The organism is Mycobacterium sp. P7213 (genome assembly GCF_900604305.1).
GTDB lineage: Bacteria > Actinomycetota > Actinomycetes > Mycobacteriales > Mycobacteriaceae > Mycobacterium.
Genome location: NZ_UWOA01000002.1, coordinates 1 through 26,216, shown reverse-complemented (window position 1 = coordinate 26,216; position 26,216 = coordinate 1). Strand labels below are relative to the sequence as shown.

Annotated in this window: 29 protein-coding genes and 2 pseudogenes; 20 read left to right on the top strand and 11 right to left on the bottom strand. The window is 67.1% G+C overall.

Annotation, left to right across the window (positions count from 1 at the left end; genetic code table 11):
* Positions 1–3: 3 nt before the first annotated feature.
* Together EJK91_RS01275 and EJK91_RS01270 are read right to left on the bottom strand one after the other, a co-directional pair.
* Entirely contained in the window at positions 4–792 is a 789-nt protein-coding gene (locus tag EJK91_RS01275) for a thioesterase family protein (RefSeq protein ID WP_024440448.1), read from the bottom strand.
* On the bottom strand, positions 789–1,622 hold the full coding sequence (locus EJK91_RS01270) for a RecB family exonuclease (protein ID WP_036457020.1): 834 nt from the start codon (positions 1,620–1,622) through the stop codon (positions 789–791). Before EJK91_RS01270 ends, EJK91_RS01275 begins: the two co-directional genes overlap by 4 nt.
* Positions 1,623–1,666: 44 nt before the next feature.
* On the opposite strand from EJK91_RS01270, the gene EJK91_RS01265 reads away from it, so the two are divergent.
* Positions 1,667–2,503, top strand: coding sequence for a tRNA (adenine-N1)-methyltransferase (locus tag EJK91_RS01265; protein WP_024440446.1), 837 nt, complete (start codon positions 1,667–1,669; stop codon positions 2,501–2,503).
* A gap of 4 nt (positions 2,504–2,507) precedes the next feature.
* Here the strand turns inward: EJK91_RS01265 and EJK91_RS01260 are convergent, their stop codons facing one another.
* The 3 genes from EJK91_RS01260 to EJK91_RS01250 all read right to left on the bottom strand — a co-directional run bounded on the left by EJK91_RS01260 (position 2,508) and on the right by EJK91_RS01250 (position 5,360).
* Positions 2,508–4,214, bottom strand: a complete 1,707-nt coding sequence (locus EJK91_RS01260) for a hypothetical protein (protein ID WP_125078065.1) — start codon at positions 4,212–4,214, stop codon at positions 2,508–2,510.
* Between the two features lie 100 nt (positions 4,215–4,314).
* Positions 4,315–4,854, bottom strand: a complete 540-nt coding sequence (locus EJK91_RS01255; RefSeq protein WP_125078064.1) for a hypothetical protein — start codon at positions 4,852–4,854, stop codon at positions 4,315–4,317.
* 11 nt (positions 4,855–4,865) lie between these two features.
* On the bottom strand, positions 4,866–5,360 hold the full coding sequence (locus EJK91_RS01250) for a hypothetical protein (protein WP_125078063.1): 495 nt from the start codon (positions 5,358–5,360) through the stop codon (positions 4,866–4,868).
* 165 nt (positions 5,361–5,525) lie between these two features.
* Here EJK91_RS01250 and arc point away from each other — a divergent pair, with 165 nt between their 5' ends.
* Positions 5,526–7,349: a proteasome ATPase gene (gene arc, locus EJK91_RS01245; protein ID WP_046301022.1), complete on the top strand. Its 1,824-nt coding sequence runs from the start codon at positions 5,526–5,528 to the stop codon at positions 7,347–7,349.
* A gap of 2 nt (positions 7,350–7,351) precedes the next feature.
* On the opposite strand, the gene EJK91_RS01240 is transcribed toward arc, so the two are convergent.
* Positions 7,352–7,984, bottom strand: a complete 633-nt coding sequence (locus EJK91_RS01240; protein ID WP_036457452.1) for a hypothetical protein — start codon at positions 7,982–7,984, stop codon at positions 7,352–7,354.
* Between the two features lie 80 nt (positions 7,985–8,064).
* Between EJK91_RS01240 and dop the strand changes: the two genes are divergently transcribed.
* The 6 genes and pseudogenes from dop (at position 8,065) to EJK91_RS01210 (ending at position 12,238) form a co-directional block, all read left to right on the top strand.
* Positions 8,065–9,573 carry a depupylase/deamidase Dop gene (gene dop / locus EJK91_RS01235; RefSeq protein ID WP_024441367.1) on the top strand — a complete coding sequence of 503 codons (1,509 nt, stop codon included), beginning with the start codon at positions 8,065–8,067 and terminating at the stop codon, positions 9,571–9,573.
* 83 nt (positions 9,574–9,656) lie between these two features.
* Positions 9,657–9,851 carry a ubiquitin-like protein Pup gene (locus EJK91_RS01230; protein WP_024441366.1) on the top strand — a complete coding sequence of 65 codons (195 nt, stop codon included), beginning with the start codon at positions 9,657–9,659 and terminating at the stop codon, positions 9,849–9,851.
* Positions 9,848–10,735 (top strand): proteasome subunit beta, encoded by an 888-nt coding sequence (gene prcB, locus EJK91_RS01225; protein WP_125078062.1) that lies wholly within the window; start codon positions 9,848–9,850, stop codon positions 10,733–10,735. The genes EJK91_RS01230 and prcB overlap by 4 nt, the downstream gene beginning before the upstream one ends.
* Complete coding sequence (gene prcA / locus EJK91_RS01220) at positions 10,732–11,478, top strand: proteasome subunit alpha (protein WP_125078061.1); 747 nt, start codon at positions 10,732–10,734, stop codon at positions 11,476–11,478. The genes prcB and prcA overlap by 4 nt, the downstream gene beginning before the upstream one ends.
* An 8-nt stretch (positions 11,479–11,486) precedes the next feature.
* Positions 11,487–11,837 (top strand): annotated as a pseudogene (locus EJK91_RS01215) (GntR family transcriptional regulator); the annotation flags it as partial.
* Between the two features lie 107 nt (positions 11,838–11,944).
* Positions 11,945–12,238 (top strand): PEP-utilizing enzyme, encoded by a 294-nt coding sequence (locus EJK91_RS01210; protein WP_164517850.1) that lies wholly within the window; start codon positions 11,945–11,947, stop codon positions 12,236–12,238.
* On the opposite strand, the gene EJK91_RS01205 is transcribed toward EJK91_RS01210, so the two are convergent.
* The 3 genes from EJK91_RS01205 to EJK91_RS01195 are packed head-to-tail and all read right to left on the bottom strand — an operon-like array spanning position 12,213 to position 14,092.
* Positions 12,213–12,443 (bottom strand): DUF167 domain-containing protein, encoded by a 231-nt coding sequence (locus EJK91_RS01205; RefSeq protein ID WP_125078059.1) that lies wholly within the window; start codon positions 12,441–12,443, stop codon positions 12,213–12,215. The genes EJK91_RS01210 and EJK91_RS01205 overlap by 26 nt on opposite strands.
* A gap of 10 nt (positions 12,444–12,453) precedes the next feature.
* Complete coding sequence (locus tag EJK91_RS01200) at positions 12,454–13,650, bottom strand: lipid-transfer protein (RefSeq protein WP_125078058.1); 1,197 nt, start codon at positions 13,648–13,650, stop codon at positions 12,454–12,456.
* Positions 13,643–14,092, bottom strand: a complete 450-nt coding sequence (locus EJK91_RS01195; RefSeq protein WP_125078057.1) for a Zn-ribbon domain-containing OB-fold protein — start codon at positions 14,090–14,092, stop codon at positions 13,643–13,645. The genes EJK91_RS01200 and EJK91_RS01195 overlap by 8 nt, the downstream gene beginning before the upstream one ends.
* Positions 14,093–14,206: 114 nt before the next feature.
* Here EJK91_RS01195 and EJK91_RS01190 point away from each other — a divergent pair, with 114 nt between their 5' ends.
* From EJK91_RS01190 to EJK91_RS01140, 12 genes and pseudogenes are all read left to right on the top strand, one after another.
* Entirely contained in the window at positions 14,207–14,494 is a 288-nt protein-coding gene (locus tag EJK91_RS01190) for a putative quinol monooxygenase (protein ID WP_024441354.1), read from the top strand.
* A 29-nt stretch (positions 14,495–14,523) separates the two neighbouring features.
* Entirely contained in the window at positions 14,524–17,220 is a 2,697-nt protein-coding gene (gene polA, locus EJK91_RS01185) for a DNA polymerase I (protein WP_241178599.1), read from the top strand.
* Between the two features lie 47 nt (positions 17,221–17,267).
* Positions 17,268–18,431 (top strand): annotated as a pseudogene (locus tag EJK91_RS01180) (HNH endonuclease signature motif containing protein); the annotation flags it as partial.
* A gap of 28 nt (positions 18,432–18,459) precedes the next feature.
* Entirely contained in the window at positions 18,460–19,854 is a 1,395-nt protein-coding gene (locus EJK91_RS01175) for a recombinase family protein (protein ID WP_206430376.1), read from the top strand.
* A 377-nt stretch (positions 19,855–20,231) separates the two neighbouring features.
* Positions 20,232–20,375: a hypothetical protein gene (locus EJK91_RS22240; protein ID WP_164517848.1), complete on the top strand. Its 144-nt coding sequence runs from the start codon at positions 20,232–20,234 to the stop codon at positions 20,373–20,375.
* Positions 20,376–20,834: 459 nt separating this feature from the next.
* Positions 20,835–22,232 carry an ArsR family transcriptional regulator gene (locus tag EJK91_RS01170; RefSeq protein WP_241178598.1) on the top strand — a complete coding sequence of 466 codons (1,398 nt, stop codon included), beginning with the start codon at positions 20,835–20,837 and terminating at the stop codon, positions 22,230–22,232.
* Positions 22,229–22,495 (top strand): WhiB family transcriptional regulator, encoded by a 267-nt coding sequence (locus EJK91_RS21605; RefSeq protein ID WP_164517849.1) that lies wholly within the window; start codon positions 22,229–22,231, stop codon positions 22,493–22,495. Before EJK91_RS01170 ends, EJK91_RS21605 begins: the two co-directional genes overlap by 4 nt.
* Positions 22,492–22,857, top strand: coding sequence for a hypothetical protein (locus tag EJK91_RS01160; protein WP_125078053.1), 366 nt, complete (start codon positions 22,492–22,494; stop codon positions 22,855–22,857). The genes EJK91_RS21605 and EJK91_RS01160 overlap by 4 nt, the downstream gene beginning before the upstream one ends.
* A complete protein-coding gene (locus tag EJK91_RS01155) occupies positions 22,850–23,110 on the top strand; it encodes a hypothetical protein (protein ID WP_125078052.1) in 261 nt (86 codons plus the stop codon). Before EJK91_RS01160 ends, EJK91_RS01155 begins: the two co-directional genes overlap by 8 nt.
* Complete coding sequence (locus EJK91_RS01150; RefSeq protein ID WP_125078051.1) at positions 23,103–23,597, top strand: hypothetical protein; 495 nt, start codon at positions 23,103–23,105, stop codon at positions 23,595–23,597. Before EJK91_RS01155 ends, EJK91_RS01150 begins: the two co-directional genes overlap by 8 nt.
* A gap of 151 nt (positions 23,598–23,748) precedes the next feature.
* Positions 23,749–24,606 (top strand): phage major capsid protein, encoded by an 858-nt coding sequence (locus EJK91_RS01145; protein WP_125078050.1) that lies wholly within the window; start codon positions 23,749–23,751, stop codon positions 24,604–24,606.
* 317 nt (positions 24,607–24,923) lie between these two features.
* Entirely contained in the window at positions 24,924–25,172 is a 249-nt protein-coding gene (locus EJK91_RS01140) for a hypothetical protein (protein ID WP_125078049.1), read from the top strand.
* 216 nt (positions 25,173–25,388) lie between these two features.
* Here the strand turns inward: EJK91_RS01140 and EJK91_RS01135 are convergent, their stop codons facing one another.
* Positions 25,389–25,730 (bottom strand): hypothetical protein, encoded by a 342-nt coding sequence (locus tag EJK91_RS01135; RefSeq protein WP_125078048.1) that lies wholly within the window; start codon positions 25,728–25,730, stop codon positions 25,389–25,391.
* On the bottom strand, positions 25,727–26,173 hold the full coding sequence (locus tag EJK91_RS01130) for a hypothetical protein (protein WP_125078047.1): 447 nt from the start codon (positions 26,171–26,173) through the stop codon (positions 25,727–25,729). The genes EJK91_RS01135 and EJK91_RS01130 overlap by 4 nt, the downstream gene beginning before the upstream one ends.
* Between the last annotated feature and the right edge of the window lie 43 nt (positions 26,174–26,216).

The window sequence follows — 26,216 nt, the reverse complement described above, 5'->3', positions numbered from 1 at the left end:
CTTTCAGCGTCGCTGCACCAGCAACGCCTGCGCAGACGTGCCGATGAATCCGTCGGCGTCGAACAACTCGGCGGTGGTGACGCCCACCCCGTCGGGGCCGATCGAGGCACGGGCGCGCAGTCCGAAATCCGCTCCGGTCGGCAGCCGGTGCAGGTGCACGACGGTGTCGGTGTTCATGAACATGTACTCGTCGACATCCAGGGCGGCACCGACACCGTTCGCGGAGTCGACCACCATCGCCAGCCGCTGCAGGGCGGTGGTCGGCTCGCTGTCCACCAGGTGGACCTGCGGACTCAGCCAGGCCACCGCGGAGCCGTCGGGCGCATCCGGCTGGACTCGCCAGCGCACCGACTGGGCGTAACCGCTGGCCTGGGCGAACCACTCCGGCGGCGGCAGCGACGGCCCGCTGACCAGTGGCGCATACCGGTCGCAGGACACCGCGGTGGTGTCGGAGGTGGCCAGTGTCCAGGCGCTCAGCCGCGCCACCGGCCGGTCGTCGTCGCGGGTGAACATCTGCGCTTCCAGCAGCGCGATCCGCCGGCCGGGCCGCTGCGTCCGGGCCGAAACCCGCACCGGGGCCACCGGTATCGCCCCCAGGATGTCCAGGCTCAGTCGGGCGATCCGCTGATCCGATCCGTCGAGCAGTCGCTCGATCTCGCGGGTGAGCAGCGCCAGCGGTGGAGACCCGTGCTGTAGCCGGCCCCAGTTGCTGCGGGTCAGGTCGGTGGATTCATAGACCACGTGGTCGGTGCTGCCGGACCCGGCCGCGCGCCGGTAATAGCTGCCGGTCATGCCGCACTGTCGGCCGGCCAGCCGGGGTAGGGCGGCGGGGTTCCCCCGAATGCCGGGCACAGCGCGCGGTGCGCGCACCAGTCACACAGTCGTGACGGCTGCGGGCGGAAATCGCCTGTGGCCCCGGCGGTTTGGATGGCCTGCCAGATGGCGATCAGAGTTTTCTCGAAACGCAGCAACTCGTCGTGATCGGGGGAGTAGTCCAGCAGCTGCCGGTCGGCCAGATAGATCAGCCGCAACCGTGCGGGCATCACGCCGCGGGACCGCAGCAGGGCCACCGCGTAGAACTTCATCTGGAACAGCGCCTTCGACTCGGCGGCCTCGGACAGCCGCCCGCTAGCCGACGGCGCGCGGCCGGTCTTGTAGTCGACCACCCGCAGCTCTCCGGTCGCCGAGACATCGATGCGGTCGACGAAGCCGCGCAACAGGGTGCCGTCGGCCAGCTCGACCTCGATTCGCTGCTCACAGCTCTGCGGGTCGAATCGGCGGGGATCCTCCAGCCGGTAGTAGCCGGCCAGCAGCCTGCGTGCCTCGGCGATGAGCTGCTCGGCGTCCAGCCCCGAGCCCACCTCCGGGGAGGTGCTGATCAGCTGCTCCCAGGCCGGTGTCACCAGCTCCCGGGCAGTCTCGGGATCGCGCTGAGCTGCCGGCAGCGCGTAGAGCCGCTCCAGGGCGCCGTGGACCACCGAACCACGCAGTTGCGCAGCCGACGGCGGCTCCGGGAGCCGGTCAATGGCCCGGAATCGGTACAGCAACGGGCACTGTTTGAAGTCGGCCGCCCGCGACGGGGATAACGCAGGCTTGCTCATACTTGCGAACCCTACGGGCATGCACCGACAACGCCGCTCGCACACGCTGCGTAGGGTGGACGGCTGTGTCCGAATCCGGGATTTTTCAGGCGGGCGATCGGGCCCAGTTCACCGACGCGAAGGGGCGTCGCTACACCACGGTGCTGGTCCCCGGCGGTGACTTCCACACCCACCGCGGGGCCATCCCACACGACGAGGTGATCGGGCTGCCCGACGGCAGCGTGGTCAAGTCGGCCAACGGCGACCCTTTCCTGGTGCTGCGCCCACTGCTGGTCGACTACGTGATGTCGATGCCGCGCGGAGCCCAGGTCATCTATCCCAAGGACTCCGCGCAGATCATCCACGAGGGCGACATCTTCCCCGGGGCGCGGGTGCTCGAGGCCGGCGCCGGATCGGGGGCCCTGACGCTGTCACTGCTGCGAGCGGTCGGGCCCGAGGGCAAGGTGATCTCCTACGAGCTGCGTGACGATCACGCCGTGCATGCCCGCGCCAACGTCGAGACCTTCCTCGGGCGTCAGCCCGACAACTGGCAGCTGGTGATGGGCGATGTGGCCGACTGCGACCTGCCCGACGGCTCGATCGATCGGGTGGTGCTGGACATGCTGGCGCCGTGGGAGGTGCTGGGCACCGTGTCGCGAGTACTGGTTCCCGGTGGGGTGCTGGTGATCTACGTCGCCACGGTCACTCAGTTGTCCCAGGTGAACGAGGCGCTGCGCGAGCAGCAGTGCTGGACCGAGCCGCGGTCCTGGGAGACCATGCAGCGCGGCTGGAACGTAGTCGGCTTGGCGGTGCGGCCCCAGCACGCGATGCGTGGCCACACCGCGTTCCTGGTCTGCGCTCGCCGGCTGGCGCCGGACACCGTCACCCCCACCCGGCTGGGGCGCAAACGGGGTCGGCCGTAGCGGCTCAGGACGTCGTCGTCAGCAGCGAGGCCACCACATCGGTCTCGGTGCGGGTTTGCAGGGCGCGCACCAGTGCCGGCTGTGACCGGACAAGATGTCCGACAAAGGCGTAGGCGTCGTCGGTGTCGAGCAGATAGGCCGCGGCGCGGATCAGCTTGCCGGTCTCCTGAAGCTGCTGGTGTCCGGTCAGGCCGGCGTACGCCGGTAGTCCGGTGTTGAGCACCGTCGGGTCGTACTTGATCGGGTCGCCCGGGCCCGGTCGTCCCATCGGCTGGTACTGGACCTTGTATTTGTCCAGCATCGCCTTGTAGCAGCGGCTCAGCGCGGCAAGGTAATTCGCGTCGGCGACTAGGTCGGCTCCGACGAAGCCGACGACGATGCTGGGAGCGGCGATCACGTTCGTCGCCACGTTCCCCGCGATCGAGGCATCGGTCACGGTGCAGCTGACCGCTAGATCGAAGTTGCCGCCGGGATCGTTCACCGTCAGATCCAGCACGGTGTCGCTCGCGGTGTAGTCCACTCGCACCCGCCGCACCGACGTCACCGGATTCTCGCCGGTGTAGCCGTCCACCGGGAGCGTCACTTGCACAGTGCCCGAACCGGATACGGCGATTCCCCGAATGCTCCAGCTTGCGCGCGGGGTGCGATACCGAGTCCACACCAGCCGGATCCGAGCGGTCTCGGACACCGAGTACAACACGTACTCGTAGTGGTTGTCGGCGATGCAGCACGCCGGGATGGTCGCGCAGGCACGGCGGACGGCGGGGTCGGTCGTCAGGGTTCCTCGCGACACCTCGCGCCGGCCGGTCTCGGTCACCTTGGCCTCGAGTTGCGCGCCGTAGTCGTCGTCGATCGGGATGATGGTGGCCCCGTGCCGGATCGACCAGTACGACTGCACTCGCACATCGTTGACCCAGGCGCGCTGCCGTACCGTTCGGCCGCTGACTGTCGAATCGCTCCAGTCGCAGATCTCGCAGTTGCCGTCCAGCGGTTCCCGTCGCCAGCCGTCCGCCTCGGGGTCGGTCAGGATCTCCACCAGCTCGTGGCCCAGAGTCGACATCGTCAGCTCGATATCCTCGGTCGCCGGGTCGAAGTAGCGCACCCAGCCCGCCCAGTAGCGATCGGTGTCGAACGGGAAATCGAACGTGTAGTCCGTCGAATGCGCGCCCGCGACGGCGCCGCCGGCCACCGTAAAGCCCTGGGGCATCAGGACAATGAAGGCGAGTCGCGGGCCGTCGTCGGGATCGGGGAACACGCCGTCGTCGATGCTGTCCTCGATCAGCCCCAGTACCCGGCGCATTGTCGTGGTGGAATCCACGGCACCCAGCGGCGGAGCGGGGGAGAGCACGGTGACCGAGCCTCGCCAGGTCGGGGCGCCGGGGATGTAGTACTGCGCCAGCTCACTGAAATAGCGGCTCGCCAAGAGGGCCTGCGTGCGGGACTCGATCAGACCGCGCTGAGCCGAACCCGCGCCGTTCCACCAGGCACCCCAGAACACCAGCTGTACCGGCGTCTGTGCGCCGCCGAGTACGCCGTGGTGATAGGCCACCGCCGACCCGTCGTGGGAGTTGTCGGCGAAGACCAGCGCTGGCACCTTCGGGCGTGACCACGCCCCGCTACACGAGTGATCGTCACGCTGATACGTGATGATCGGTATGGAATCCGGTGTCTCGTCAACGACGCTGACGATCAGCCGTTGCTCGATGGGCATTCTCGGAGTATGCGCCGGTTGTGAGCGGTTTATCGCGGGTTCGCCGCGCCGGTTTCGACTGGTTTTTGCGGCCCCTGCCGGTGTCGCTGTGGGGTGAGACTCAGGGTGTCGGCGGCGCCGCCGGCTCTGTTTTGCCGGTCCGGGCGTTGCCGAACGCCAGCAGGGTCTTGGCGGTCTCCTGCGACAGCTGCCAGTCGCCGTGCTGGGGAGTGAACTCCATCGGGAAGAAGAACGTGCCGGTGGCGGGATCGGCCGTGGTCACCGTGACGTCCGCGGTCACGTTGCCCGGGTTGCGGTCGGACCAGCCGAGAGCGGCGGCGTCGAGGCTCAGCGGCAGATAGCCGCCGTCTTTGAGGGCGGTGGCGAACTTGTCGATGGTCGCGGCGTCGGCGGGTTTGGCGCCCTCGACCAGTGCCAGCTTGTCCGCGCCGGGCACCTCGGGGTCCGACAGCCGGTACAGCACATCGGTCAGCGCCTCGGGAGCCGGCAGGGCCGCCGACGGAACCGGGCCGGGAACCGCCGTCGTCGAGGTCACCGGGATCTCGGCCACCGGCTCCGCCGGCTGGTGCCCGTTACAGCCCGACAGCATCACCGTTGCCGCCGCGAGCGCGGCGGCAACGGTGATGCGATGCCGGTACATCAGATCCGTGATCAGTTCGACGTCAGCTGCGACAACGACAACAGCGAGGACCGGGAGAGTTTCCAGCCACCCTGGTCGACGAATGTGAGATTCACCGTGTGCGGCTCCAGCTTGGGGCTGGACGCGGTGACGTCGGCGCTGGCCGATCCGGGGCCGGCCGGTACCACGTTGGCCACGCTGATCGACAGCGGAAGGGCACCCTTCTTGAGCGCCTTCTGCAGCCGGTGGTCGATGGCACCGGTCTCGACCGGGCCCAGGCCGCCCTCCACGAGGTCGGACTTGCCGGCGGCGGGAACACCGGGGTCGGCCAGCGTGTTGAGCACGCTGGCCAGCTGCTCCGGGGCCGGTACGGCGGCGGCCGGGTCCAGCGGCAGCGGGGCGAAGAACACCGTCGTCGGCGCCTCGGCGGCAGCAGGCGCCGGTGTTGCCAGGTAGCTCACAGCTGCGGCGGCCGCGCCGGCGGCCGCAATCGCCGCCACCCGCGTGGCGAGGGATTTCACGTTCATTCGGATCCTTTCTGGGCCGTTTTGATCACCCGATTTGAGAGCGAGGCTAGCAGCGGAGCCGGTGTGTCGGATTGCCACAGAGCACGCGAATGCACAATGGCCGGTAGCGTTGAGGTATCCGTCGCTTCAACTTCCAGTTCGGGAAAGGAGCGCACCATGAGCAACATGGAAGAGTCGCCGCGTCCTGAGGCTTTCGACGCGTCTGGGGGGCCGGGCACGCCCGGTGATGACTTCGCCGAGTTGGAAGAACTGCGCCGCGAAGCCGCGGTGCTGCGCGCACAGCTCGAGAACACCCCGCAGGACACCGCCCGCGTGGGCCGTGACGTGCGTCAGCTCGAAGCGCACATTGACTCGCTGACCGCGCGCAACTCCAAGCTGATGGACACCCTCAAGGAGGCGCGTCAGCAGTTGCTGGCCCTGCGCGAGGAGGTCGATCGACTCGGTCAGCCGCCCAGCGGTTACGGGGTGCTGCTGGGCAGTCACGAAGACGACACCGTCGACGTGTTCACCTCGGGTCGCCGGATGCGGCTCAACATCTCGCCCAACATCGACGTAGCAACCCTCAAGAAGGGCCAGACGGTCCGGCTCAACGAGGCGCTGACGGTCGTCGAGGCCGGCAAGTTCGAGTCGGTCGGCGAAATATCCACGTTGCGCGAAATTCTGTCCGACGGGCACCGCGCGCTGGTTGTGGGTCACGCCGATGAGGAGCGCATCGTCTGGCTGGCCGAGCCGCTGGTCGCCGCGGATCTTCCCGACAGCAACCCGGACGCGCTGTCGGATGACTGGCGTCCCCGCAAGCTGCGCCCCGGTGACTCGCTGCTGGTCGACACCAAGGCCGGCTACGCCTTCGAGCGCATCCCCAAGGCCGAGGTCGAAGACCTGGTGCTCGAGGAGGTGCCCGACGTCAGCTACGGCGACATCGGCGGTCTGACACGCCAGATCGAGCAGATCCGCGACGCCGTGGAACTGCCGTTTCTGCACAAGGACCTCTACCGCGAGTACGCGCTGCGCCCGCCCAAAGGCGTGCTGCTCTACGGTCCGCCGGGCTGTGGCAAGACGCTGATCGCCAAGGCGGTCGCCAACTCGCTGGCCAAGAAGATGGCCGAGGTGCGCGGCGACGACGCCCACGAGGCCAAGTCGTACTTCCTCAACATCAAGGGCCCCGAGCTGCTGAACAAGTTCGTCGGCGAGACCGAACGCCACATCCGGCTGATCTTCCAGCGCGCTCGCGAGAAGGCCTCCGAGGGCACCCCGGTGATCGTGTTCTTCGACGAGATGGACTCGATCTTCCGCACCCGCGGCACCGGTGTCTCCTCGGACGTGGAAACCACCGTCGTGCCGCAGCTGTTGAGCGAGATCGACGGCGTGGAGGGGCTGGAGAACGTCATCGTGATCGGCGCCTCCAACCGCGAGGACATGATCGACCCGGCGATCCTGCGGCCCGGCCGTCTGGACGTCAAGATCAAGATCGAGCGCCCGGATGCCGAAGCCGCGCAAGACATCTTCTCGAAGTACCTGGTCGAGACGCTGCCGGTGCACGCCGACGACCTCGCCGAGTTCGGCGGCGACCGCGCGGCCTGCATCAAGGCGATGATCGAGAAGGTCGTCGACCGGATGTACGCCGAGATCGACGACAACCGGTTCCTGGAGGTCACCTACGCCAACGGTGACAAGGAAGTCATGTACTTCAAGGACTTCAACTCCGGGGCGATGATCCAGAACGTGGTCGACCGGGCGAAGAAGAACGCCATCAAGTCGGTTCTGGAGACCGGCCAGCCCGGTCTGCGCATCCAGCACCTGCTGGATTCGATCGTCGATGAGTTCGCCGAGAACGAGGACCTGCCCAACACCACCAACCCCGATGACTGGGCGCGGATCTCGGGCAAGAAGGGCGAGCGGATCGTCTACATCCGCACCCTGGTCACCGGCAAGAGCTCCAGCGCCAGTCGTGCCATCGACACCGAGTCCAACCTGGGCCAGTACCTGTAGCGCTAGCTGCTGTACAGCGAGTAGCTGTTGGTCAGGTCGTCCTGCAGCACGCGGGCCATCTCGACGGTGGTGTCCACCCGCAGAGGGCTGGTCAGCACGCGCGCCTGGTAGGTCCAACCCGGTGGCAGCGTGAGCCGGTCGGCGAGCCCGGCGAGGTCGGCCCGGGACAGGTTCGCATCGACGACCTGGCTCCAGGTCTGCATGACCCACCGTCGGCCGTCGGGGTCGATCAGCTCGTAGATCTGCTCGCCGGCATCGAAGACGAAGACGGCGTGGCGGCTCACCTCGTTGACGGTGTAGGGGCCGGGGTTCATCGAGGACAGCGCGACTTGGGCCTGCTTGATCATCTCGAGGCCGCCGAAGGTCTTGGTCTCGCGTGGGCCCTGCGGCGCCTTTTCGATGGTGTTCATCAGCCAGTAGCGCGGGCCGTTGAGTAGGGCGGCGGCCGCGCCGTTCTCGGTGGCGATGGCCTGCGCGTCGAGGGCGGACCACAGCTGCGCGGGGCAGTCGTTGAGGCCGAAGGTGTTGTAGACGACCGCCTGCGGACCCGAGTCGCCGATCTCGACCAGCAGCACTTCGCCGTAGCGTTTCCCGGATACGTCGGTGGTGTGCCGGCGGGCCTGCTCGGTGGACATTTCGGTGAAATTAGCCACTGACCTCGGCGACGTCAACGCCTCTGGCGGTGTGATTCCTCGTCCCCTCTAGGCTGAACGTCATGCAGCGGATCATCGGAACCGAAGTCGAATACGGCATCGCTTCGCCGTCCGATCCCACCGCGAACCCGATCCTCACCTCCACCCAGGCCGTGCTGGCCTACGCCGCCGCCGCGGGAATCCCGCGCGCCAAGCGCACCCGCTGGGACTACGAGGTGGAGTCGCCGCTGCGCGACGCCCGCGGCTTCGACCTGAGCCGCTCAAGCGGCCCGCCGCCGATCATCGACGCCGACGAGGTCGGCGCGGCGAACATGATTCTCACCAACGGGGCACGGCTCTACGTCGACCACGCCCACCCGGAGTACTCCGCGCCCGAGGTCACCGACCCGCTGGACGCGGTCATCTGGGACAAGGCCGGCGAGCGGGTGATGGAGGCCGCGGCGCGCTATGTGGCCAGCGTCCCGGGCGCGGCCAAGCTGCAGCTGTACAAGAACAACATCGACAACAAGGGCGCCTCCTACGGCACCCACGAGAACTACCTGATGAGCCGGCAGACGCCGTTCTCGGCGATCATCGCCGGTCTGACCCCGTTTCTGGTGTCCCGGCAGGTGGTCACCGGGTCCGGGCGCGTCGGGTTGGGTGCCGCGGGCGATGAACCGGGCTTTCAGCTCTCCCAGCGCGCCGACTACATCGAGGTCGAAGTCGGCCTGGAGACCACCCTCAAGCGCGGCATCATCAACACCCGCGACGAGCCGCACGCCGACGCCGACAAGTACCGCCGGCTGCACGTGATCATCGGCGACGCCAACCTCGCCGAGACGTCGACGTATCTGAAGGTGGGCACCACCGCGCTGGTCTTGGATCTGATCGAGGAGGGCCCCGAGCACGGGATCGACCTGAGCGATCTGGTGCTGGCCCGACCGGTGCGCGCGGTGCACGTCATCAGCCGCGACCCGACGCTGCGGGCCACCGTCGCACTGGCCGACGGCCGCGAGATGACCGGCCTTGCGCTGCAACGGATCTACCTCGACCGGGTCACCAAGCTGGTGGAGAGCCGTGATCCCGATCCGCGCGCCACCGACATCATCGAGACCTGGGCCCGGGTGCTCGACCAGCTTGAGCGTGACCCGATGGAGTGCGCCGACGTGCTGGACTGGCCGGCCAAGCTGCGGCTGCTGGAGGGCTTCCGGCAGCGGGAGAACCTGAGCTGGTCGGCGCCCCGCCTGCACCTGATCGACCTGCAGTACTCCGACGTGCGGCTGGACAAGGGCCTGTACAACCGGCTGGTCGCCCGTGGCTCGATGCGCCGCCTGATCACCGAACAGCAGGTGCTGGCCGCGGTGGACAACCCGCCGACCGACACCCGGGCCTACTTCCGCGGTGAGTGCCTGCGCCGCTTCGGGGCCGACATCGCCGCCGCGAGCTGGGACTCGGTCATCTTCGACCTGGGTGGGGACTCGCTGGTGCGAATCCCCACCCTGGAGCCGCTGCGTGGCAGCAAGGCGCACGTCGGAGCTTTGCTGGATTCGGTGGACAGTGCCGCCGAACTGGTGCAACAACTCACCACCTAGACCCCGAGCAACGTCGGCGCCGACCGGTAGGGTGGAGAAACCGGCCGCGGTAATGCGCGGCCGATGAGATTCAGGAGGCAGCAATGGCTCAGGAGCAGACCAAGCGCGGCGGGGGCGGCGGAGACGACGACGATCTCACCGGCAGCACTGCGGCGGGCCAGGAACGCCGAGAGAAGCTCACCGAGGACACCGATGACCTGCTCGACGAGATCGACGACGTGCTGGAAGAGAACGCCGAGGACTTCGTGCGCGCGTACGTCCAAAAGGGCGGCCAGTGACCTGGTTGTCGCGTGATCGTCTGCCCCTCAACTCAGCAACCCCAGGAATCGCGCTCACCGGCGTAGGTCTGTCGTCGTTTTCGGAGTTCCTGCGGCTGCAGGCTCCGGAGCTGTTGCCGACCGGCGCGGGTGCCGCGTACACCGGTGGGGTGGGTGAGCAACTGCCGCACGGCACCACCATCGTCGCGCTGAAGTACCCCGGCGGGGTCCTCATCGCCGGTGACCGCCGTTCTACGCAGGGCAATATGATCGCGGGCCGCGACGTGCAGAAGGTGTACGTCACCGACGAGTACACCGCGACCGGCATCGCCGGCACCGCGGCCATCGCGGTCGAGTTCGCCCGGCTCTACGCGGTGGAACTGGAGCACTACGAGAAGCTCGAAGGCGTCCCGCTGACGTTCGCCGGCAAGGTCAACCGGTTGTCGACGATGGTGCGCGGCAACCTGGGGGCCGCGATGCAGGGCCTGGTGGCGTTGCCACTGTTGGCCGGTTACGACATCGATGCTGAGGACCCGCAGACCGCGGGGCGCATTGTGTCGTTCGACGCCGCCGGCGGCTGGAACGTCGAGAGCGAAGGCTACCAGGCGGTGGGCTCGGGTTCGCTGTTCGCCAAGTCGTCGATCAAGAAGCTCTACAACCGGATCAGCGACGCCGACTCCGCGCTGCGGGTCGCCATCGAGGCGCTCTATGACGCCGCCGACGACGACTCCGCCACCGGTGGCCCGGATCTGGTGCGGGGCATCTATCCGACCGCGGTCACCATCGACACCGACGGCGCCGTCGACATCGCCGAGGAGCGGATCGCCGAGCTGGCCCGTCTGGTGGTCGAGAGTCGAACTCGTGGCGGGGATTCGGGGTCGGAGACCAAGCGGGGTAAGAAATGAGCTTCCCGTACTTCATCTCGCCCGAGCAGGCGATGCGCGAGCGCAGCGAGCTCGCGCGCAAAGGCATCGCCCGCGGTCGCAGCGTAGTGGCGTTGGCCTACGCCGACGGCGTGTTGTTCGTCGCGGAAAACCCTTCGCGCTCACTGCAAAAGATCAGCGAACTCTATGACCGGGTGGGCTTCGCCGCTGCCGGCCGGATCAACGAGTTCGAGAATCTGCGCCGCGGCGGCATTCAGTTCGCCGACACGCGCGGCTATGCATATGACCGGCGTGACGTCACCGCACGCCAGTTGGCCAACGTCTACGCCCAGACCCTGGGCACCATCTTCACCGAGCAGGCCAAGCCCTACGAGGTGGAGTTGTGTGTTGCCGGCGTCGCCTACCAGGGCCAGACGAAAGCGCCTGAGCTCTACCGGGTCACCTACGACGGGTCGATCACCGATGAGCCGCACTTCGTGGTGATGGGCGGCACCACCGAACCGGTCACCAACGCGCTCAAGGAGTCCTACGCCGAGAACGCTGAGTTGGCCGACGCGCTGCACATCGCGGTCAACGCGCTCAAACAGACCGACACCGGCAACGGTGGCGAGCCGCGCGAGCTGGGGCCGGGCACCCTGGAAGTGGCCATTTTGGATGCCAACCGGCCCAAGCGCGCGTTCCGGCGGATCAACCGTGCCGCATTGGAATCACTACTGCCGCAAGCTGGCTCGTCGGGGGAGACGTCAGGCGAGGCCGCTGACTAGGTGCGTCTATGCCCAAGAAATACGGGGTCAAAGAGAAGGACCTAGTCGCCAACCACATCGTCGACCTGGTGTTGGCGGGGGAGCTGCGCACCGGCGACCGGATCAACCGCGATGCGGTCGCGAGCGCTTTGGGAGTCAGCCGGCTGCCGGTACAGCAGGCGATTGATCAACTCGAGCACGACGGGCTGTTGGTCAGCCGCTACCACCGCGGGGTTTTCGTCGAGCGCTTCGATGAGGCGGCTGTCCTCGAACAGCACGAGTTGCACGGTGTGCTCAATGGGATCGCGTCAGCGCGTGCGGCCACCAACCCGACGCCCCGGGTGCTCGCCGAACTCGACGTGCCGAACAGGAGCCCCCGCTGTTGTTTGTCGGCGATCCGAAAAGCTCGCCGGTCGCCGTAGCGACACAGGCACTTCTCACCGGTGCCGCCGCCAGCCCGGGCCGTGCCCGCGGACGGGCGCGGGTGGTGACCGACCCCAACGCGTCCGTCGAACTCGGCGCTGACGATGTGCTGATCGCGCGGACCACCGACCCGTCGTGGGTGGTGCGGTTCATGGCGGTTGCCGGGATGGCCATCGATGTGGGCGGCACGTTGTCGCACGCCGCGATGATCGCGCGTGAGCTCGGAATCCCCTGTGTGATCGGAACGGGCAACGGTACCCACGCCATCCCGGAAGGCGCACTCGTCGAGCTCGACGGCTCGCAGGGCACCGTGCGAATCCTCGACGCGCGGTCTACCGATCGACCCGAAACCGCTTGACTCGCGCACCCGCGCCGGATGCCAGTTCCACTCGGCTGCGCGGAACGCCGAAATGCTCTGCCAGAACCCGGATGACGGCGGCGTTCGCCTTGCCGTCTACCGCGGGTTCGCGCACATAGACGGTCAGCGCACCGTCGTCGTCGGTCTCGACCAGGGGGCCCTTGCGGCTGCCCGGCTTGACCTTGACGACGACGGTTTCTGCCATCGCGCAGAAACTACCGGGCGACGATCACCGAGGAGCCGTGACCGAACAGGCCCTGGTTGGCGGTGACGCCCACCGTGGCGCCCTCAACCTGACGGCCGGTGGCCTGACCGCGCAGCTGCCAGGTGAGCTCGCACACCTGGGCGATGGCCTGCGCCGGAATCGCCTCGCCGAAGCAGGCCAGCCCGCCGGACGGGTTCACCGGCACCCGGCCACCGAGGGCGGTGGCACCGCTGCGCAGCAGCTGTTCGCCTTCGCCCTTGGCGCACAGGCCCAGGTGCTCGTACCAGTCGATCTCCAGCGCGGTGGACAGGTCATAGACCTCGGCCAGGCTGACGTCCTCGGGGCCGATTCCGGCCTCGGCGTAGGCGGCGTCCAGGATCTGATCCTTGAACACCCGCTCCGGGGCCGCCACCACAGCGGTGGAATCGGTTGCGATGTCCGGCAATTCGGGCAGGTGCTGCGGGTAGCGCGGGGTCACGGTGGACACCGCGCGCACCGACGGCACACCCTCGAGCGAACCCAGGTGCTTGCGGGCGAATTCCGCGCTGGCCACGATCAGCGCGGCCGCGCCGTCGGAGGTGGCGCAGATGTCGAGCTGGCGCAGCGGGTCGGAGACCACCGGACTGGCCAGCACGTCGGCAACCGCGGATTCCTTGCGGTAGCGGGCATTCGGGTTAGTCAAGCCGTGGCGAGAGTTCTTCACCTTCACCTGTGCGAAGTCCTCGGAGGTGGCGCCGTAGAGGTCCATCCGGCGGCGCGCCAGCAGCGCGAAGTACACCGGGTTCATCGCCCCGATCAGGTGGAACCGCTGCCAGTCCGGGTCGTTCTTGCGCTCACCGCCGACCGGGGCGAACGCGCCCTTGGGGGTGGTGTCGGCGCCGATCACCAGCGCCACATCGCAGAAGCCGGCCAGGATCTGGGCCCGGGCGCTCTGCAGCGCCTGCGAACCGGAGGCGCAGGCGGCGTAGGACGACGACACCGGGACGCCGTTCCAGCCCAGCTTCTGGGCGAACGTCGACCCGGCGATGAAGCCCGGGTAGCCGTTGCGGATGGTGTCCGCGCCGGCGATGAACTGGATCTGCTGCGCGTTCAGGCCGGCGTCGGCCAGCGCGGCACGCGCGGCGACCACGCCGTACTCGGTGAAGTCACGGCCCCACTTGCCCCACGGGTGCATGCCCGCGCCCAGGATGTACAACGGCTCAGGCATTGGAGTCCACCTTCTTCCACGCGTAGACGGTGCGCGTCACGCCGTCGTCGTCGGTGTAGAGCGGCATGGTGGTCAGCTCCATCTCCATGCCGACCTTCAGGTCCGCGGCCAGGGTGCCCTCGACGACCTTGCCCAGCACGATCAGGCCCTCGTCGGCCAGCTCCACCGCGGCGATCGCGAACGGCTCGAACGGGTCGCTCGGCGGGTAGGGGGCCGGCGGGGAGTACCGGTTCTCGGTGTAGCTCCAGATCGTGCCGCGCCGTGACAGCGCGACCGGCTCCAGCACGTCGCCGTCGCAGGCGGGGTTGGGGCAGTTGTTCTCACGCGGCGGGAACACATAGGTGCCGCACTGCGGACACTTCGCGCCGATCAGGTGGGGGAGGCCGGCGTCGTCGGTGGCGTACCACCCGTCGATCGCGGGCTGCGAGGCTACATCTGGCACCCGGTCAGCGTACCGAACGACGGCGGTGAAATTGAAACGTGTTCCAGTCACCGGGCTGACGGGTGCTGCGACCTATGGTGGCGAGGTCAGACACGGAAACGGAGGGATTCGGCAGTGGTGATCGTCGCAGGACATCTGACGGTGGATCCCGGTCAGCGGGACGACTACCTGCAACAGTGCCGCGACGTCGTGCGCCAGGCGCGCCGCGCATCGGGGTGCCTGGGCTTTGCGATCACCGCCGACCTTCTCGACCCGAGCCGGGTCGACATCTTCGAGCGTTGGGAATCGCGGGCCGCGTTGGACGCGTTTCGCGGCAGCGGGCCCAGCGATGAGCAGGCCGCCGCGATCCTGTCGGCCGCGATCGCCGAGTACGACGTCACTGAGGAGCGACCGCTGACCTGATGTCCGCGGCAGTGCATAGAGTTGTCCCCGTGAGTCAGACCAAACCGACGCTGCTGCTCCTCGACGGAAACTCGCTGGCGTACCGCGCGTTCTATGCCCTGCCCGCGGAGAACTTCAAGACCCGCAGCGGCCTGACCACCAACGCCGTCTACGGGTTCACCGCAATGCTGATCAACCTGCTGCGCGACGAGGCCCCGACCCACGTCGCCGCCGCGTTCGACGTGTCGCGCCAAACCTTCCGCTCCGAACGCTTCCCGGAGTATAAGGCCACCCGTTCGAGCACCCCCGATGAGTTCCGCGGCCAGATCGACATCACCAAGGAAGTCCTCAACGCGCTGGGCATCACCACGCTGTCCGAGGCCGGTTTCGAGGCCGATGACCTGATCGCCACGCTGGCCACCCAGGCCGACGCCGAGGGTTACCGGGTGCTGGTGGTCACCGGCGACCGCGATGCCCTGCAATTGGTGAACGAGAACGTGACCGTGCTCTACCCTCGCAAGGGTGTCAGCGACCTGACCCGCTTCACCCCGGACGCGGTCGTCGAGAAGTACGGTCTGACCCCGGTGCAGTACCCGGACTTCGCCGCGCTGCGCGGCGACCCCAGCGACAACCTGCCGGGCATCCCCGGGGTGGGGGAGAAGACCGCGTCGAAGTGGATCAGTGAATACGGTTCGCTGCAGGGGCTGGTGGACCAGGTCGACACCGTCAAGGGCAAGGTCGGAGATGCGTTGCGCGCCAACCTGTCCACCGTGATCCTCAATCGCGAACTGACCGACCTGGTGCGCAACGTGCCGCTGGCCCAGACGCCGGACACCCTGCGGCTGGTGCCCTGGGATCGTGAGCAGATCCATCAGCTCTTCGACGACCTCGAGTTCCGGGTGCTGCGCGACCGGTTGTTCGACACGCTGTCCACCGCCGGCGGCACAGTCCCCGAGGCCGAGGAGGGCTTCGAGGTGCGCGGCGGCGCGCTGGAGCCCGGCACCGTCGCCTCGTGGCTGGGCGCACACGCCGCCGACGGCCGGCGCACCGGGCTGGCCGTGATCGGCACCCACCGCAGCTTCGACAGCGACGCCACCGCGCTGGCCCTGGCCTCGGCGGACGGCGAAGGCGGCTACATCGACACCGCGGCGCTGACTGCCGAAGACGACGCCGCGCTGGGCGCCTGGCTGGCCGATCCGGCCAAGCCCAAGGCGCTGCACGAGGCCAAGCTGGCCATCCACGACCTGGCCGGGCGCGGCTGGAGCCTGGACGGCGTCACCTGCGACACCGCTCTGGCCGCCTACCTGGTGCGGCCCGGGCAGCGCAGCTTCAGCCTCGACGACCTGTCGGTGCGCTACCTGCGCCGGGAGCTGCGTGCTGAATCCGATGAGCAGCAACAGCTTTCGCTGCTGGACGACACCGAGGGCATCGACGATCAGGCGGTGCAGACCGCGATCCTGCGGGCCCGGGCCGTCACCGACCTGGCCGACGCGCTGGATCTCGAACTGGCTCGCATCGACTCTTCGGGTCTGCTCGCCGACATCGAACTGCCCCTGCAGCGGGTGCTGGCCGAGCTGGAGACCACCGGGATCGGTGTGGACCTCGATCACCTGAGCCAGCTGCAGAGCCGGTTCGGAGACCAGATCCGCGACGCCGCCGAGGCGGCCTATGCGGTGATCGGCAAGCAGATCAACCTCGGTTCGCCCAAACAGCTGCAGGTGGTGCTCTTCGACGAACTGGGCATGCCCAAGACCAAGAAGACCAAGACCGGCTACACCACCGACGCTGACGCGCTGCAGACCCTGTTCGATAAGACCGGCCATCCGTTCCTGGAGCACCTGCTGGCCCACCGCGACGTCACCCGGCTGAAGGTGACCGTCGACGGATTGCTGAAATCGGTTGCCTCCGATGGCCGGATCCACACCACGCTGAATCAGACCATCGCGGCGACCGGCCGCTTGTCGTCCACCGATCCCAACCTGCAGAACATCCCGATCCGCACCGACGCCGGCCGCCAGATCCGCGACGGCTTCGTGGTCGGGCAGGGCTACCCCGAGCTGATGACGGTCGACTACAGCCAGATCGAGATGCGCATCATGGCGCACCTGTCGGCCGACGAGGGTCTTATCGAGGCGTTCAACACCGGCGAAGACCTGCACTCGTTCGTCGGGTCGCGGGCGTTCTCGGTGCCCATCGACGAGGTCACCCCGGATATGCGCCGTCGCGTCAAGGCGATGTCGTACGGCCTGGCCTACGGGTTGAGCGCCTACGGGCTGGCCTCCCAGCTCAAGATCTCTACCGAAGAGGCCAAAGAGCAGATGGACGCCTACTTCGACCGGTTCGGCCGGGTCCGCGAGTACCTGCACGAGGTTGTCGAGCAGGCCCGCAAGGACGGCTACACCTCCACGGTGCTGGGCCGGCGGCGTTACCTGCCGGAGTTGGACAGCAGCAACCGTCAGGTCCGCGAGTCCGCCGAGCGGGCTGCGCTCAACGCCCCGATCCAGGGCAGTGCGGCCGACATCATCAAGGTCGCGATGATCAACGTCGACCAGGCGTTGAAGGCCTCGGGACTGCAGTCACGGATGCTGCTGCAGGTGCACGACGAATTGCTGTTCGAAGTGGCCGACGGCGAACGCGAGCCGCTGGAGGCGCTGGTGCGCGACAAGATGGGCAGCGCCTATCCGCTCAGCGTCCCGCTGGAGGTCGCGGTCGGCTACGGGCGATCCTGGGACGCTGCCGCGCACTGATCCTTCGGCGGTGGCCGTTGTCAGCCCCGAACGCTATAGTCGAACGTATGTTCGAACGGTTGTCGCGGCCGCCCAGCGGGGCTTCGGTGGCGGAGTTCAGTGCGTGGTTTTTGCAGCGTCATCCGCGTGCCACGCCGGAGTCGGCGGCGTTACTGGATCGGGTGTGTGTGTCGGCGCGGGCGGAGAATCGGGCGGCGGCGGCGCAGTTGGTGGCGATTGGGGAGTTGTTTGCGCTGCGGTTGAGGTGCTGTGGTGAGACCGAGCAGTGGGCAGTCGATACCGAGGCGGCGGTGGCTGCTGAGGTGGCGGCGGCGTTGCGGATCAGTCAGGGCTTAGCGGCTAGTCGGTTGCACTATGCCCGGGCGATGCGGGAGCGGTTGCCGCAGGTGGCAGAGTTGTTCAAGGCCGGTGATATTGATATCCGGTTGTTTCAGACGATGGTGTATCGCACCGGGTTGATCACCGACCGGCAGGTGCTGGCGGAGGTGGATGCGCAGTTGGTGGCGCAGGTGCTGCGGTGGCCGTCGCTGACCGTGAGCCGGTTGGCGGCCAAGATCGACAAGATCGTGGCCCAGGCCGATGCTGATGCGGTGCGCCGCCGCAAGGAGCGGCAGGCCGAACGCGAGATCGCCTTCGGGAACTTTGTTGAAGGGGGTCTGTCGGAGATCCAGGGCAGCCTGTTCACCACCGATGCGCGGGCGGTGGACACCGCGCTGGATGCGTTGGCGGCCACGGTCTGTGAGCACGATCCCCGCACCCGTGAACAGCGCCGTGCCGATGCCCTGGGGGCGTTGGCGGCGCGGGCGGACCGGTTGGGTTGTCGCTGCGGGCGCCCTGATTGCGCGGCGGGGGGTCGTGCGGCGGCCACGCCGGTGATGATTCATGTGATCGCCGAGCAGGCCACCGTGGACGGCACCGGGGATGCGCCGGGTTCCTTTGTCGGAGCCGGTGCGTTGATTCCGCCGGAGTTGATCGCAGAGCTGGCCAAGTCGGCCCGGTTGGTGTCGGTCATCCATCCCGCCGATGCGCCACCGGAGCCGGGGTATGTGCCCTCAAAGGCACTGGCTGATTTTGTGCGGTGCCGGGACCTGACGTGCCGCTGGCCCGGCTGTGACCGCCCGGCGGATGACTGCGATCTGGACCACACCATCGCCTACGCCGACGGTGGACCCACCCACGGGTCGAATCTGAAATGTTATTGCCGCACCCATCAGCGAACCTGGCAAGTACACTACACCCATGAGAGCTGCTGTCTACACCCGAATCTCGGTCGACCGCGCCGGGGAATCACTCGGCGTTCAGCGTCAGCTAGACGATTGCCGCGCCCTGGCCGACACGCTGGGCTGGACCGTCACCGAGACGTTCACCGACAACGACCGGTCAGCGACATCTGGCAAGCCGCGTCCCGGTTTCGAGGCCCTGCTGGCCACAATGGCAGCCGGTGAGGTTGACGCGGTGCTCGCCTGGCACCCGGACCGCCTCTATCGCCGGCTCAGTGACCTATCCCGGCTGCTCGACGTGGCTAAGGGCGTTGAGTTTCGCACCGTCACCGCCGGGGAAATGGACCTTTCGACGCCGACCGGGCGCATGGTCGCCAGCATCATGGGCGCTGTCGCCACGGCCGAAGTTGAGCACGCCGGAGACCGCAAGCGCCGTGCCGCCCGCCAGCTCGCCGAATCGGGGGCGCCGAAGTGGCGCAGAGCGTTCGGCTACTTGGACACGCCCAACGGGCCGGTGCCCGATCCCAAGGTGGCCCCGCTGGTGAAAGAGGCGTATGCCGCGGTGCTGGCCGGTGCATCACTGAACGACGTGTGCAGACTGTGGAATGACGCCGATGCGCTGACGATCAACGGCAAGCGTTGGACGCCACCGCAAGTCAGCAACTACTTGCGCAAGCCCCGTAATGCCGGGCTACGGACCTATCAGGCCGATCCGCACGAATGCCGCCGGGATGACGTGGTGGGCCGCGGAACCTGGGCACCGCTGGTCGACGAGAGCCTGTTTTGGTCGGTGCAGGCGGTGCTTGGCGATCGTAAGCGCCGGCCGGGACCGAAGTCGGTGCGGCGGCACCTGCTGACCGGTGTGCTGCAGTGCGGCAAGCCGGGATGCGGCGGCACCCTGTCGGCGCTACAGCAGCAGAATCGGGAGCTGGCCTACGTGTGCAAACGCTGTCGCGGGGTGTCGATCCGGCAGAGCCACATCGAGCCGATGATCTATCAGTTGGTGGCCGGCGCCCTGGCCGCGCCCGATGCCGTCGACCTACTCAAGGCCGAACAGCATGACACCGCCGAGGCCGAGGCCCTGCGGACCGAACGTGCCACGCTGACAGCACGTCTCGATGAGATCGCCGACGAACGCGCGGACGGGCTACTGACCGGCGCCCAGGCCCGTCGCGCTACCGACCGGATCAACGAGAAGCTGGCGGCCATCGAGGCACGCCAGGCCGACCAGGACCGGCTGCGGGTGTTCGACGGCATCCCGCTCGGCACACCGGAGGTCGCCGCTGCGGTCGAGAAGCTGTCGCCGGATCGACTACGGGCTGTCATGGATGTGCTGATGACGGTCACGGTGATGCCAGTCGGAAAGGGCGGCAAGGAATTCAAGCCGGAACGGGTGCAGGTGACATGGAAGTAGCGCCGTCGGCTTCGGCTGTTCGCTCATATCAACGAGCACGATATTGCGCTCGGCCTTAGACCTTGTTGGCGACAAGGTCGGGACTCCGCTCGACTCGCCGTCGCTTTAGAGCACTAGGAACGCTTGACTCTCCTGCTACCGTTATGAGTGGCACGCGGAGTTAGCCGAATGCCATACGCGGACGACCAGCGGTAATAGGTTGGCGTGGCCGACGGGTCACATACGGAGACGGCCACGGTTAACGGCCGGTGAATGTAATAACGCTGACGGGCGCATTCACCGAAGGTCGTCTCAAAATGCCTGTATCTGGCGATGTTTCACGTCACCGCGCGCAAGTAGCGCGCCGCTCACAGTCCTATCCCTCCAACCATCCGCGCGTGGTCGAGGCCAAGCGCGACCTGGCCGAAGCGAATGCTCGGCAGTACATCGAGAGTGTTCTCGCCCAGCGTCCACCGCTGACCGATGAGCAACGGAACCGTCTGGCCGAGCTGCTGCGGCCGGTGCGAGGTGGTGCCGCGTGACCACCCGCCAGCGGGGAGGCCCGCCAAAAGAAGTAGCGGCCCCACTCCCCAGCAGGACCGCCACCAACCACTCCGCTGTCCAGCTTAGCGAATCTCTCCGCGTTTCGTGCCCTGAATGTGCGGTGCGTGACCAGCGATGCACCTGCGCGTTCTACGCAAACTGGACTACGTGGCCGACCTCGCCGAACGAGTCAGTGCCGCAGCAGTTGCGTCGGCGTGAAGGTGCTGCGAAACGGTCACCCCGGCTTGCGTGCGGACGCCGCGACCCCATCTCGCGGGGGTGGTGGTGATGGTGCGCAACGAAATTGAAAGCGCGCGACTGGACACCATTGCACGTCGCGCCGAGCGTGGCTTGGGCGTTGACTGTCGGTGTCTCGATTGTCGTCGCCCGTTGCGGGCACCGGGAAGTATTGCGGTGCAGCGTGGCCCTGTATGCCGTTCCCGCTCGGCGGTGATCGCATGAGTGATGTCGAACGGGGCCGGGAACTGGCCCAGTCGGGCGTGTACGCGCTCACTGCGTTATCGGCGGCGCATAACGCTTTCCGCAAATGGCTCGGCGACGAGTACGACACCGATGCCCTCGATGCTGTCCTCGCGACAGCGGCGGTGGAACGGCTCGATGGTGACCCGCTGTGGCTACTGCTGATCTCCGGTAGTGGCAACGCGAAAACCGAAACCGTACAAGGGCTAGACGGCGTCGGCGCGATAGTGACCAGCACCATCTCGTCAGCCGGCGCTTTGTTGTCGGCCACGGGCCGAAAGGACCGTGCTAATGACGCGACCGGCGGGCTGCTGCGCAAGATCGGTGCACACGGCGTTCTGGTTATCAAGGACGTCACCAGCATCTTGTCGATGTCAGGCGAAGCTCGTAACGAGGTGCTCGCTGCACTGCGCGAGGTCTATGACGGGCGGTGGTCACGCAACGTCGGATCAGACGGCGGGATGACGCTGGAATGGGCTGGTCGGATCGCCGTCGTGGGTGCGGTGACAACTGCCTGGGATAAGGCGCATGCGGTGATCGCGGCGATGGGGGATCGCTTCGTTCTTATCCGTATGGACTCCACCAAAGGCCGGCAGGCAGCGGGCCGCAAGGCGATTGGCAATACCGGTAGCGAAGTCCAGATGCGTGCGGAGCTGGCCGAGGCGGTGGCTGCTGTTCTAGCCGGAATGTCATCGGCGCCGGTAACACTGACCGGCGCCGAGACCGACATTCTGCTTGCGGCTGCCGATCTGGTGACGCTGTCACGCACCGGTGTGGACTACGACTACCGGGGAGATGTCATCGACGCGCACGCCCCGGAGATGCCCACAAGATTCGCCAAACAGCTTGCCCAAGTCGTTCGCGGGGGCGTTGCCATCGGGGTGAATCGCGACCACGCGCTGCGGCTGGCGATCCGGTGCGCTCGCGACAGTATGCCCCCGCTGCGATTGGCGATCATCGACGACGTTGCTGCCCACCCGGACAGTGCGACTGCTGATGTGCGTAAGCGGTTGGGTAAGCCGCGTGCCACCGTCGACCGGCAGCTTCAGGCGCTGCACATGCTCGGTGTTCTTCAGTGTGACGAGCAGGAGGTTCACCACGCTGGCCGAGATGGCACGCGATGGTTCTACCGGCTGGCCGACGGAATAGAGCCTGGCGCACTGGACCCCGATTCAGTACCAGATTCTGCGGTACGTACCCCTTACCCCCAAGAAGTAGGGTCGCCGGATTGTGCGGTGACCAGCGCGCAAGGCACGGGTACCGCAGAATCTGGCACTGGCCCGACATGCCCCTGCGGCTGCCCGCTTGTCAACGAGGAATCGGTCAAATCGGGCCGGTGCTTGGAGTGCTACTACTCCGGCGAGGCGGCGTTGTGAGCGCGCCGTGGGTCGAGCTATTAGCCAAGGTTTTGGCGGGTGTGCCGAAGCTGCCCGAGGCCGCCTGCCGCAGCCACCTGGCGCTGTTCGATGCCGCGGCGGACGGCGACCGGCAGGCCGCCGAGCAGGCCGTGACGGTCTGCGAAGCCTGTCCGGTGCTCGCGGCTTGCGGCGAATGGATCGCCACCGCGCGGCGACCACCGCCGGGCGTCACCGCAGGCAAGTACACACCCACCAAAGAACCGAAAGAAGGCAAGAAATGACCGAACATATTCCAAACGAGATGCCCGCCGCAGCCATCATCGTCGATGACGACGGACTGCCCGTAGCGCACGTCAATTTCGACAGGCTCACCAGCGACGCCACTTTGCTCATGTACGAGATGGCGACCACCGCCGGTGATGACGCCGCCACCGACCAGGTAGCGGTGAAGTGGTCCAGCACCCACAGCCCGGACCACTTCGGCTACCTGTGCGCCTCAGCCCTTTCGCTCACCGTGCGCCACATCCTGGCCCCCACTCTGGACACCTGCGAACGCCTTGGCGTCGACCTACGGCACGGCCTACGCAAAGCATCCGCAGACGCGCACCGCGAACTCAAAGACGAAGGGAAACGCAATGACTGACCCGCGTATCAACTTGTCCGACGCCGCCAAGCTGACCGCCAAGCACGCCGAACTCGTCGTGGTCCCGCTCGACACGACCACATTGGGTCTGACGCTGGTCATCGACACCGAAGAATTCGCCCGGCTCTCAGTGAGCATGTCCATCGGCCAGGTGCGTTGCCTGGCCATGGAATTCACGCGCGCCGCCGAATGCAATCCCGAACAAATGGCCGCCCTCATGGAAATGCTCAAGAAAGGAAACCAAGATGACTGACGACACCACCACCGAGACAACCGAAGTCGTGGACACCTCGTCCACTACCGAGGCCCCCGCAGAATCCCAGTCGAAGGGTGACATCTCAGATGCGCCCCCTCGTGACACCGAGGCTCCTGACGGCCCCGAGCCGCAAAGCAAGCGCGAAGCTCGCTACCGGACCCAGCTCCGCGAAGCCGAAGCTGAACGCGACGAACTGCGGCAGGCCGTGGAAACGATGCAACGCAACGAGGTCGAACGTATCGCGGCCGAACACATCACCAAGCCCGCCGCACTGTGGACCGCCGGCACCGAGCTGTCCAGCCTCCTCACCGAGGACGGCACCGTCGACTCGGCGAGGGTAGCCGCCGCAGCAGCCGAAGCCCGCCAACAACTCGGACTCGAACACCCCCAAGCAAAGCGCCAACGCGGCCCCGTCGTACCCCGCGAAGGCATGAGCTACGGCCGGGCAACAACAGGCAGCACGTGGGAGAACGCATTCAAGTAGTAGAATCACTGTGACGCCGAACATCTGGTGAGTCACCAGACCGGCAAACATAGCCGCCCACGCGGGCACCGGACGACGCGAGCCGCGCACCGAGGACAACAACCACGGTGCGCGGCTTTCGCGCATCCGAACCCCGTAAGGAACACGAACAATGGCAACTCAAACCACTTTGACCAGCGCAACCGCCTGGTCACCGGATGTCACCGCCGTCGCACCAAACGACGCCATCCCCAACGCGCTCATCCTCCAGACCTCCACCGTCGCCGGAACCGTCGAAGGCGACGCCCCCATGGTCCGCGTCATGTACGTCAACGACGCCGACGCCGGATTCGTAGAAGAAGGCGCAGCCATCGATGTCGACGACCCCGGCCTTGCGGAGCGGCTGATCCCGACCGGGAAGGTGGCGCAGCTTGTGAAGCTGTCGCGCGAGCAGTGGCACTACGAGAACGCTGCGGCGCTACTTTCGGCCAGCGTTGCCCGTGCCGTCACCCGCGCCGGAGACACCGCCTACCTCAGCCAGGCAGCGCCCACAAGCCCCGCAGTCACGCCGCCCGCCGGCCTGATCAACGTCCCCGGCATCGTCAACGGCGGCGCCGTCGCCGACGACCTTGACGGCCTTGTCGACCTCCTGGCGACCCTTGCGACGAACCTCGCCACCCCGAGCCACATCTTGCTGTCGCCCACCGCATGGGCATCATTGCGGAAGTTCAAAGTCGCGGACAGCTACAACACCACCCTGCTTGGCACCGGAGCCACCGACGCCCAGCCCTACCTGCTCGACCTACCGGTCGTCGTCACCCCGGCCCTGACGGGCAACAACGGCATGGTCCTGGACAACACCGCCGTAGTGTCCGCGGTCGGGCCGGTGATGGTCGCCACCAGCGAACACGCCTTCTTTGACTCCGACACCATCGCCGTCCGCTGCACCTGGCGGTTCGGGCAGAACGTCGTCAAGCCCAACCGGATCGGCAAGTTCACCGTCACCGCACCGACTGACGGCGGCTCCTAGCAAAACGTGCGCAAGCTAACTAGGTAATCAATGAATCGAACAGGCGGGCTGTCGAACGGGCGTGCGATAGAGTAGCACGCCCGTTCGATACCGAACCGCATAGCCGACCCATGCAAGCCCCTGACCTGCGACGATAGGGGGGGCACCCCCCCGACCAGCGCAAACGCGCCGCTCGTGGCTTAGGCATGTGTGTGTGTCACCCCCCTCCCCCCTCCAGCTAACGAACGACTGTGCGAGCAAAGTCGAACGGCCGTTCGATACGTAGGTGTCGGGTTGTCGAGCTAGCTAATTCGGGACGCTATGGAATGGAGGTCTAGATGATCTACGACTCACTGAATGCGGCGATGGAGGCCGGTGACGAGTTGGCCGAGGCCAGGATCAGGTACCGGTTGCTGGCTGAGACGTTCGAGGCGATGCCGTCGCTTCGCTCGAACTTGAATCCGCAGTTGGAGCGGGCGAAGGCGGAGATTGCCAGGTTACGGGCGGCGGCAGTCACGGGCGAGAAGAAGCCGCTCGGCAAGGTGGTGGCGTTCGATGCCGATCGCTTCCGGAAGTCGGGCGCATAGGACTGCCGGTGACGGCGGTGACGGCGTCGACCGACACCGGCTCGGCAGGTGGAACATTTGTTACACCTGCATCGAGCGACCGGCGCGCTTCCGTGTGGCGAAGGGCACGTCATGACGGGTTGCTAGCCCTAGCGTGTGCCTGCATCTGGTCCCGCGCAAAGCAGCGGCCCCCAGCGCGATGCTGGGGGCCGCTTTCGTCGTGTCGGGGTCAGGCTCTCATTGCGCCACCGCCCTGGCCACAATCCGCAGGGACCGCGCAACGGCTGCGTCGTCATCCCACGTCATGCCGTCGCCGCCCGATTCGGCGAGCTCGGCGCGCAACCGCATGAAATCAGCGGCGTCATCACGGCTATAGGCGTCCACGACGGCTGCGGCCGCGACGTGCTTTGCATCCGCCCAGCTCATCCCGGCGAAAGCACCCTCGAGCTGGAGCACGCCGCACAAGTCTTGGACTAGCGCGACGAATCCAGCGCCGCCGCACTGCGTTGCCACCTGGACCATCAGGTCAAGTGCAGCCCGCTCGACATCAGACGGCGCGACATCGTGGGTGGTGGTCATTTCGCCACCGCCACAGTCCGCTCGGCCAGCTCGTCGGCCTCGGCCTGTAGAGCTGCGGCCCGCTCGCTGGCCTGCCGGATGGCTGCGGCCAACGCCACCGCCTGCGACGGCAGCGCCCCGTTACCGGCCCCGGCGACCGGCGAGACCAGGTAGACGCTGGTCACTTCGCTACCGTCGTTGGCGACGTACTGATGGCCGGTGACGCGTGCCCCCAGCCAATTCCGACCAGGCAGGGCCGGGAAGAACTCGCAGGCGAACTCTCGGAACGTGTAGGTGTGGTCCGCAGTGTCCGACCAGTCGCCGACCTCGATCGCACCGGGTGGGGCAGGCACGGTGGCGTCGTCCCTATCAGGGATGGTGGCGGCGACCAGCGCATCGAGCGCGTCGTCGGGGATACCGGCGCCCTGGGTAATGGAGCTGTCGACGGGGTGGGTGGTGGTCATGGTTCGTTCTCCGTTCATAGTGTTCTAGAACGGTTCGCTTGCA

Coding starts and splice junctions, on each gene's coding strand:
- EJK91_RS01275 (WP_024440448.1), bottom strand. CDS start 792: ATGACCGGCAGCTATTACCGGCGCGCGGCCGGGTCCGGCAGCACCGAC.
- EJK91_RS01270 (WP_036457020.1), bottom strand. CDS start 1,622: ATGCCCGTAGGGTTCGCAAGTATGAGCAAGCCTGCGTTATCCCCGTCG.
- EJK91_RS01260 (WP_125078065.1), bottom strand. CDS start 4,214: ATGCCCATCGAGCAACGGCTGATCGTCAGCGTCGTTGACGAGACACCG.
- EJK91_RS01255 (WP_125078064.1), bottom strand. CDS start 4,854: ATGTACCGGCATCGCATCACCGTTGCCGCCGCGCTCGCGGCGGCAACG.
- EJK91_RS01250 (WP_125078063.1), bottom strand. CDS start 5,360: ATGAACGTGAAATCCCTCGCCACGCGGGTGGCGGCGATTGCGGCCGCC.
- arc (WP_046301022.1), top strand. CDS start 5,526: ATGGAAGAGTCGCCGCGTCCTGAGGCTTTCGACGCGTCTGGGGGGCCG.
- EJK91_RS01240 (WP_036457452.1), bottom strand. CDS start 7,984: ATGTCCACCGAGCAGGCCCGCCGGCACACCACCGACGTATCCGGGAAA.
- dop (WP_024441367.1), top strand. CDS start 8,065: ATGCAGCGGATCATCGGAACCGAAGTCGAATACGGCATCGCTTCGCCG.
- EJK91_RS01230 (WP_024441366.1), top strand. CDS start 9,657: ATGGCTCAGGAGCAGACCAAGCGCGGCGGGGGCGGCGGAGACGACGAC.
- prcA (WP_125078061.1), top strand. CDS start 10,732: ATGAGCTTCCCGTACTTCATCTCGCCCGAGCAGGCGATGCGCGAGCGC.
- EJK91_RS01205 (WP_125078059.1), bottom strand. CDS start 12,443: ATGGCAGAAACCGTCGTCGTCAAGGTCAAGCCGGGCAGCCGCAAGGGC.
- EJK91_RS01200 (WP_125078058.1), bottom strand. CDS start 13,650: ATGCCTGAGCCGTTGTACATCCTGGGCGCGGGCATGCACCCGTGGGGC.
- EJK91_RS01175 (WP_206430376.1), top strand. CDS start 18,460: ATGAGAGCTGCTGTCTACACCCGAATCTCGGTCGACCGCGCCGGGGAA.
- EJK91_RS01170 (WP_241178598.1), top strand. CDS start 20,835: ATGAGTGATGTCGAACGGGGCCGGGAACTGGCCCAGTCGGGCGTGTAC.
- EJK91_RS01160 (WP_125078053.1), top strand. CDS start 22,492: ATGACCGAACATATTCCAAACGAGATGCCCGCCGCAGCCATCATCGTC.
- EJK91_RS01155 (WP_125078052.1), top strand. CDS start 22,850: ATGACTGACCCGCGTATCAACTTGTCCGACGCCGCCAAGCTGACCGCC.
- EJK91_RS01150 (WP_125078051.1), top strand. CDS start 23,103: ATGACTGACGACACCACCACCGAGACAACCGAAGTCGTGGACACCTCG.
- EJK91_RS01145 (WP_125078050.1), top strand. CDS start 23,749: ATGGCAACTCAAACCACTTTGACCAGCGCAACCGCCTGGTCACCGGAT.
- EJK91_RS01140 (WP_125078049.1), top strand. CDS start 24,924: ATGATCTACGACTCACTGAATGCGGCGATGGAGGCCGGTGACGAGTTG.
- EJK91_RS01135 (WP_125078048.1), bottom strand. CDS start 25,730: ATGACCACCACCCACGATGTCGCGCCGTCTGATGTCGAGCGGGCTGCA.
- EJK91_RS01130 (WP_125078047.1), bottom strand. CDS start 26,173: ATGACCACCACCCACCCCGTCGACAGCTCCATTACCCAGGGCGCCGGT.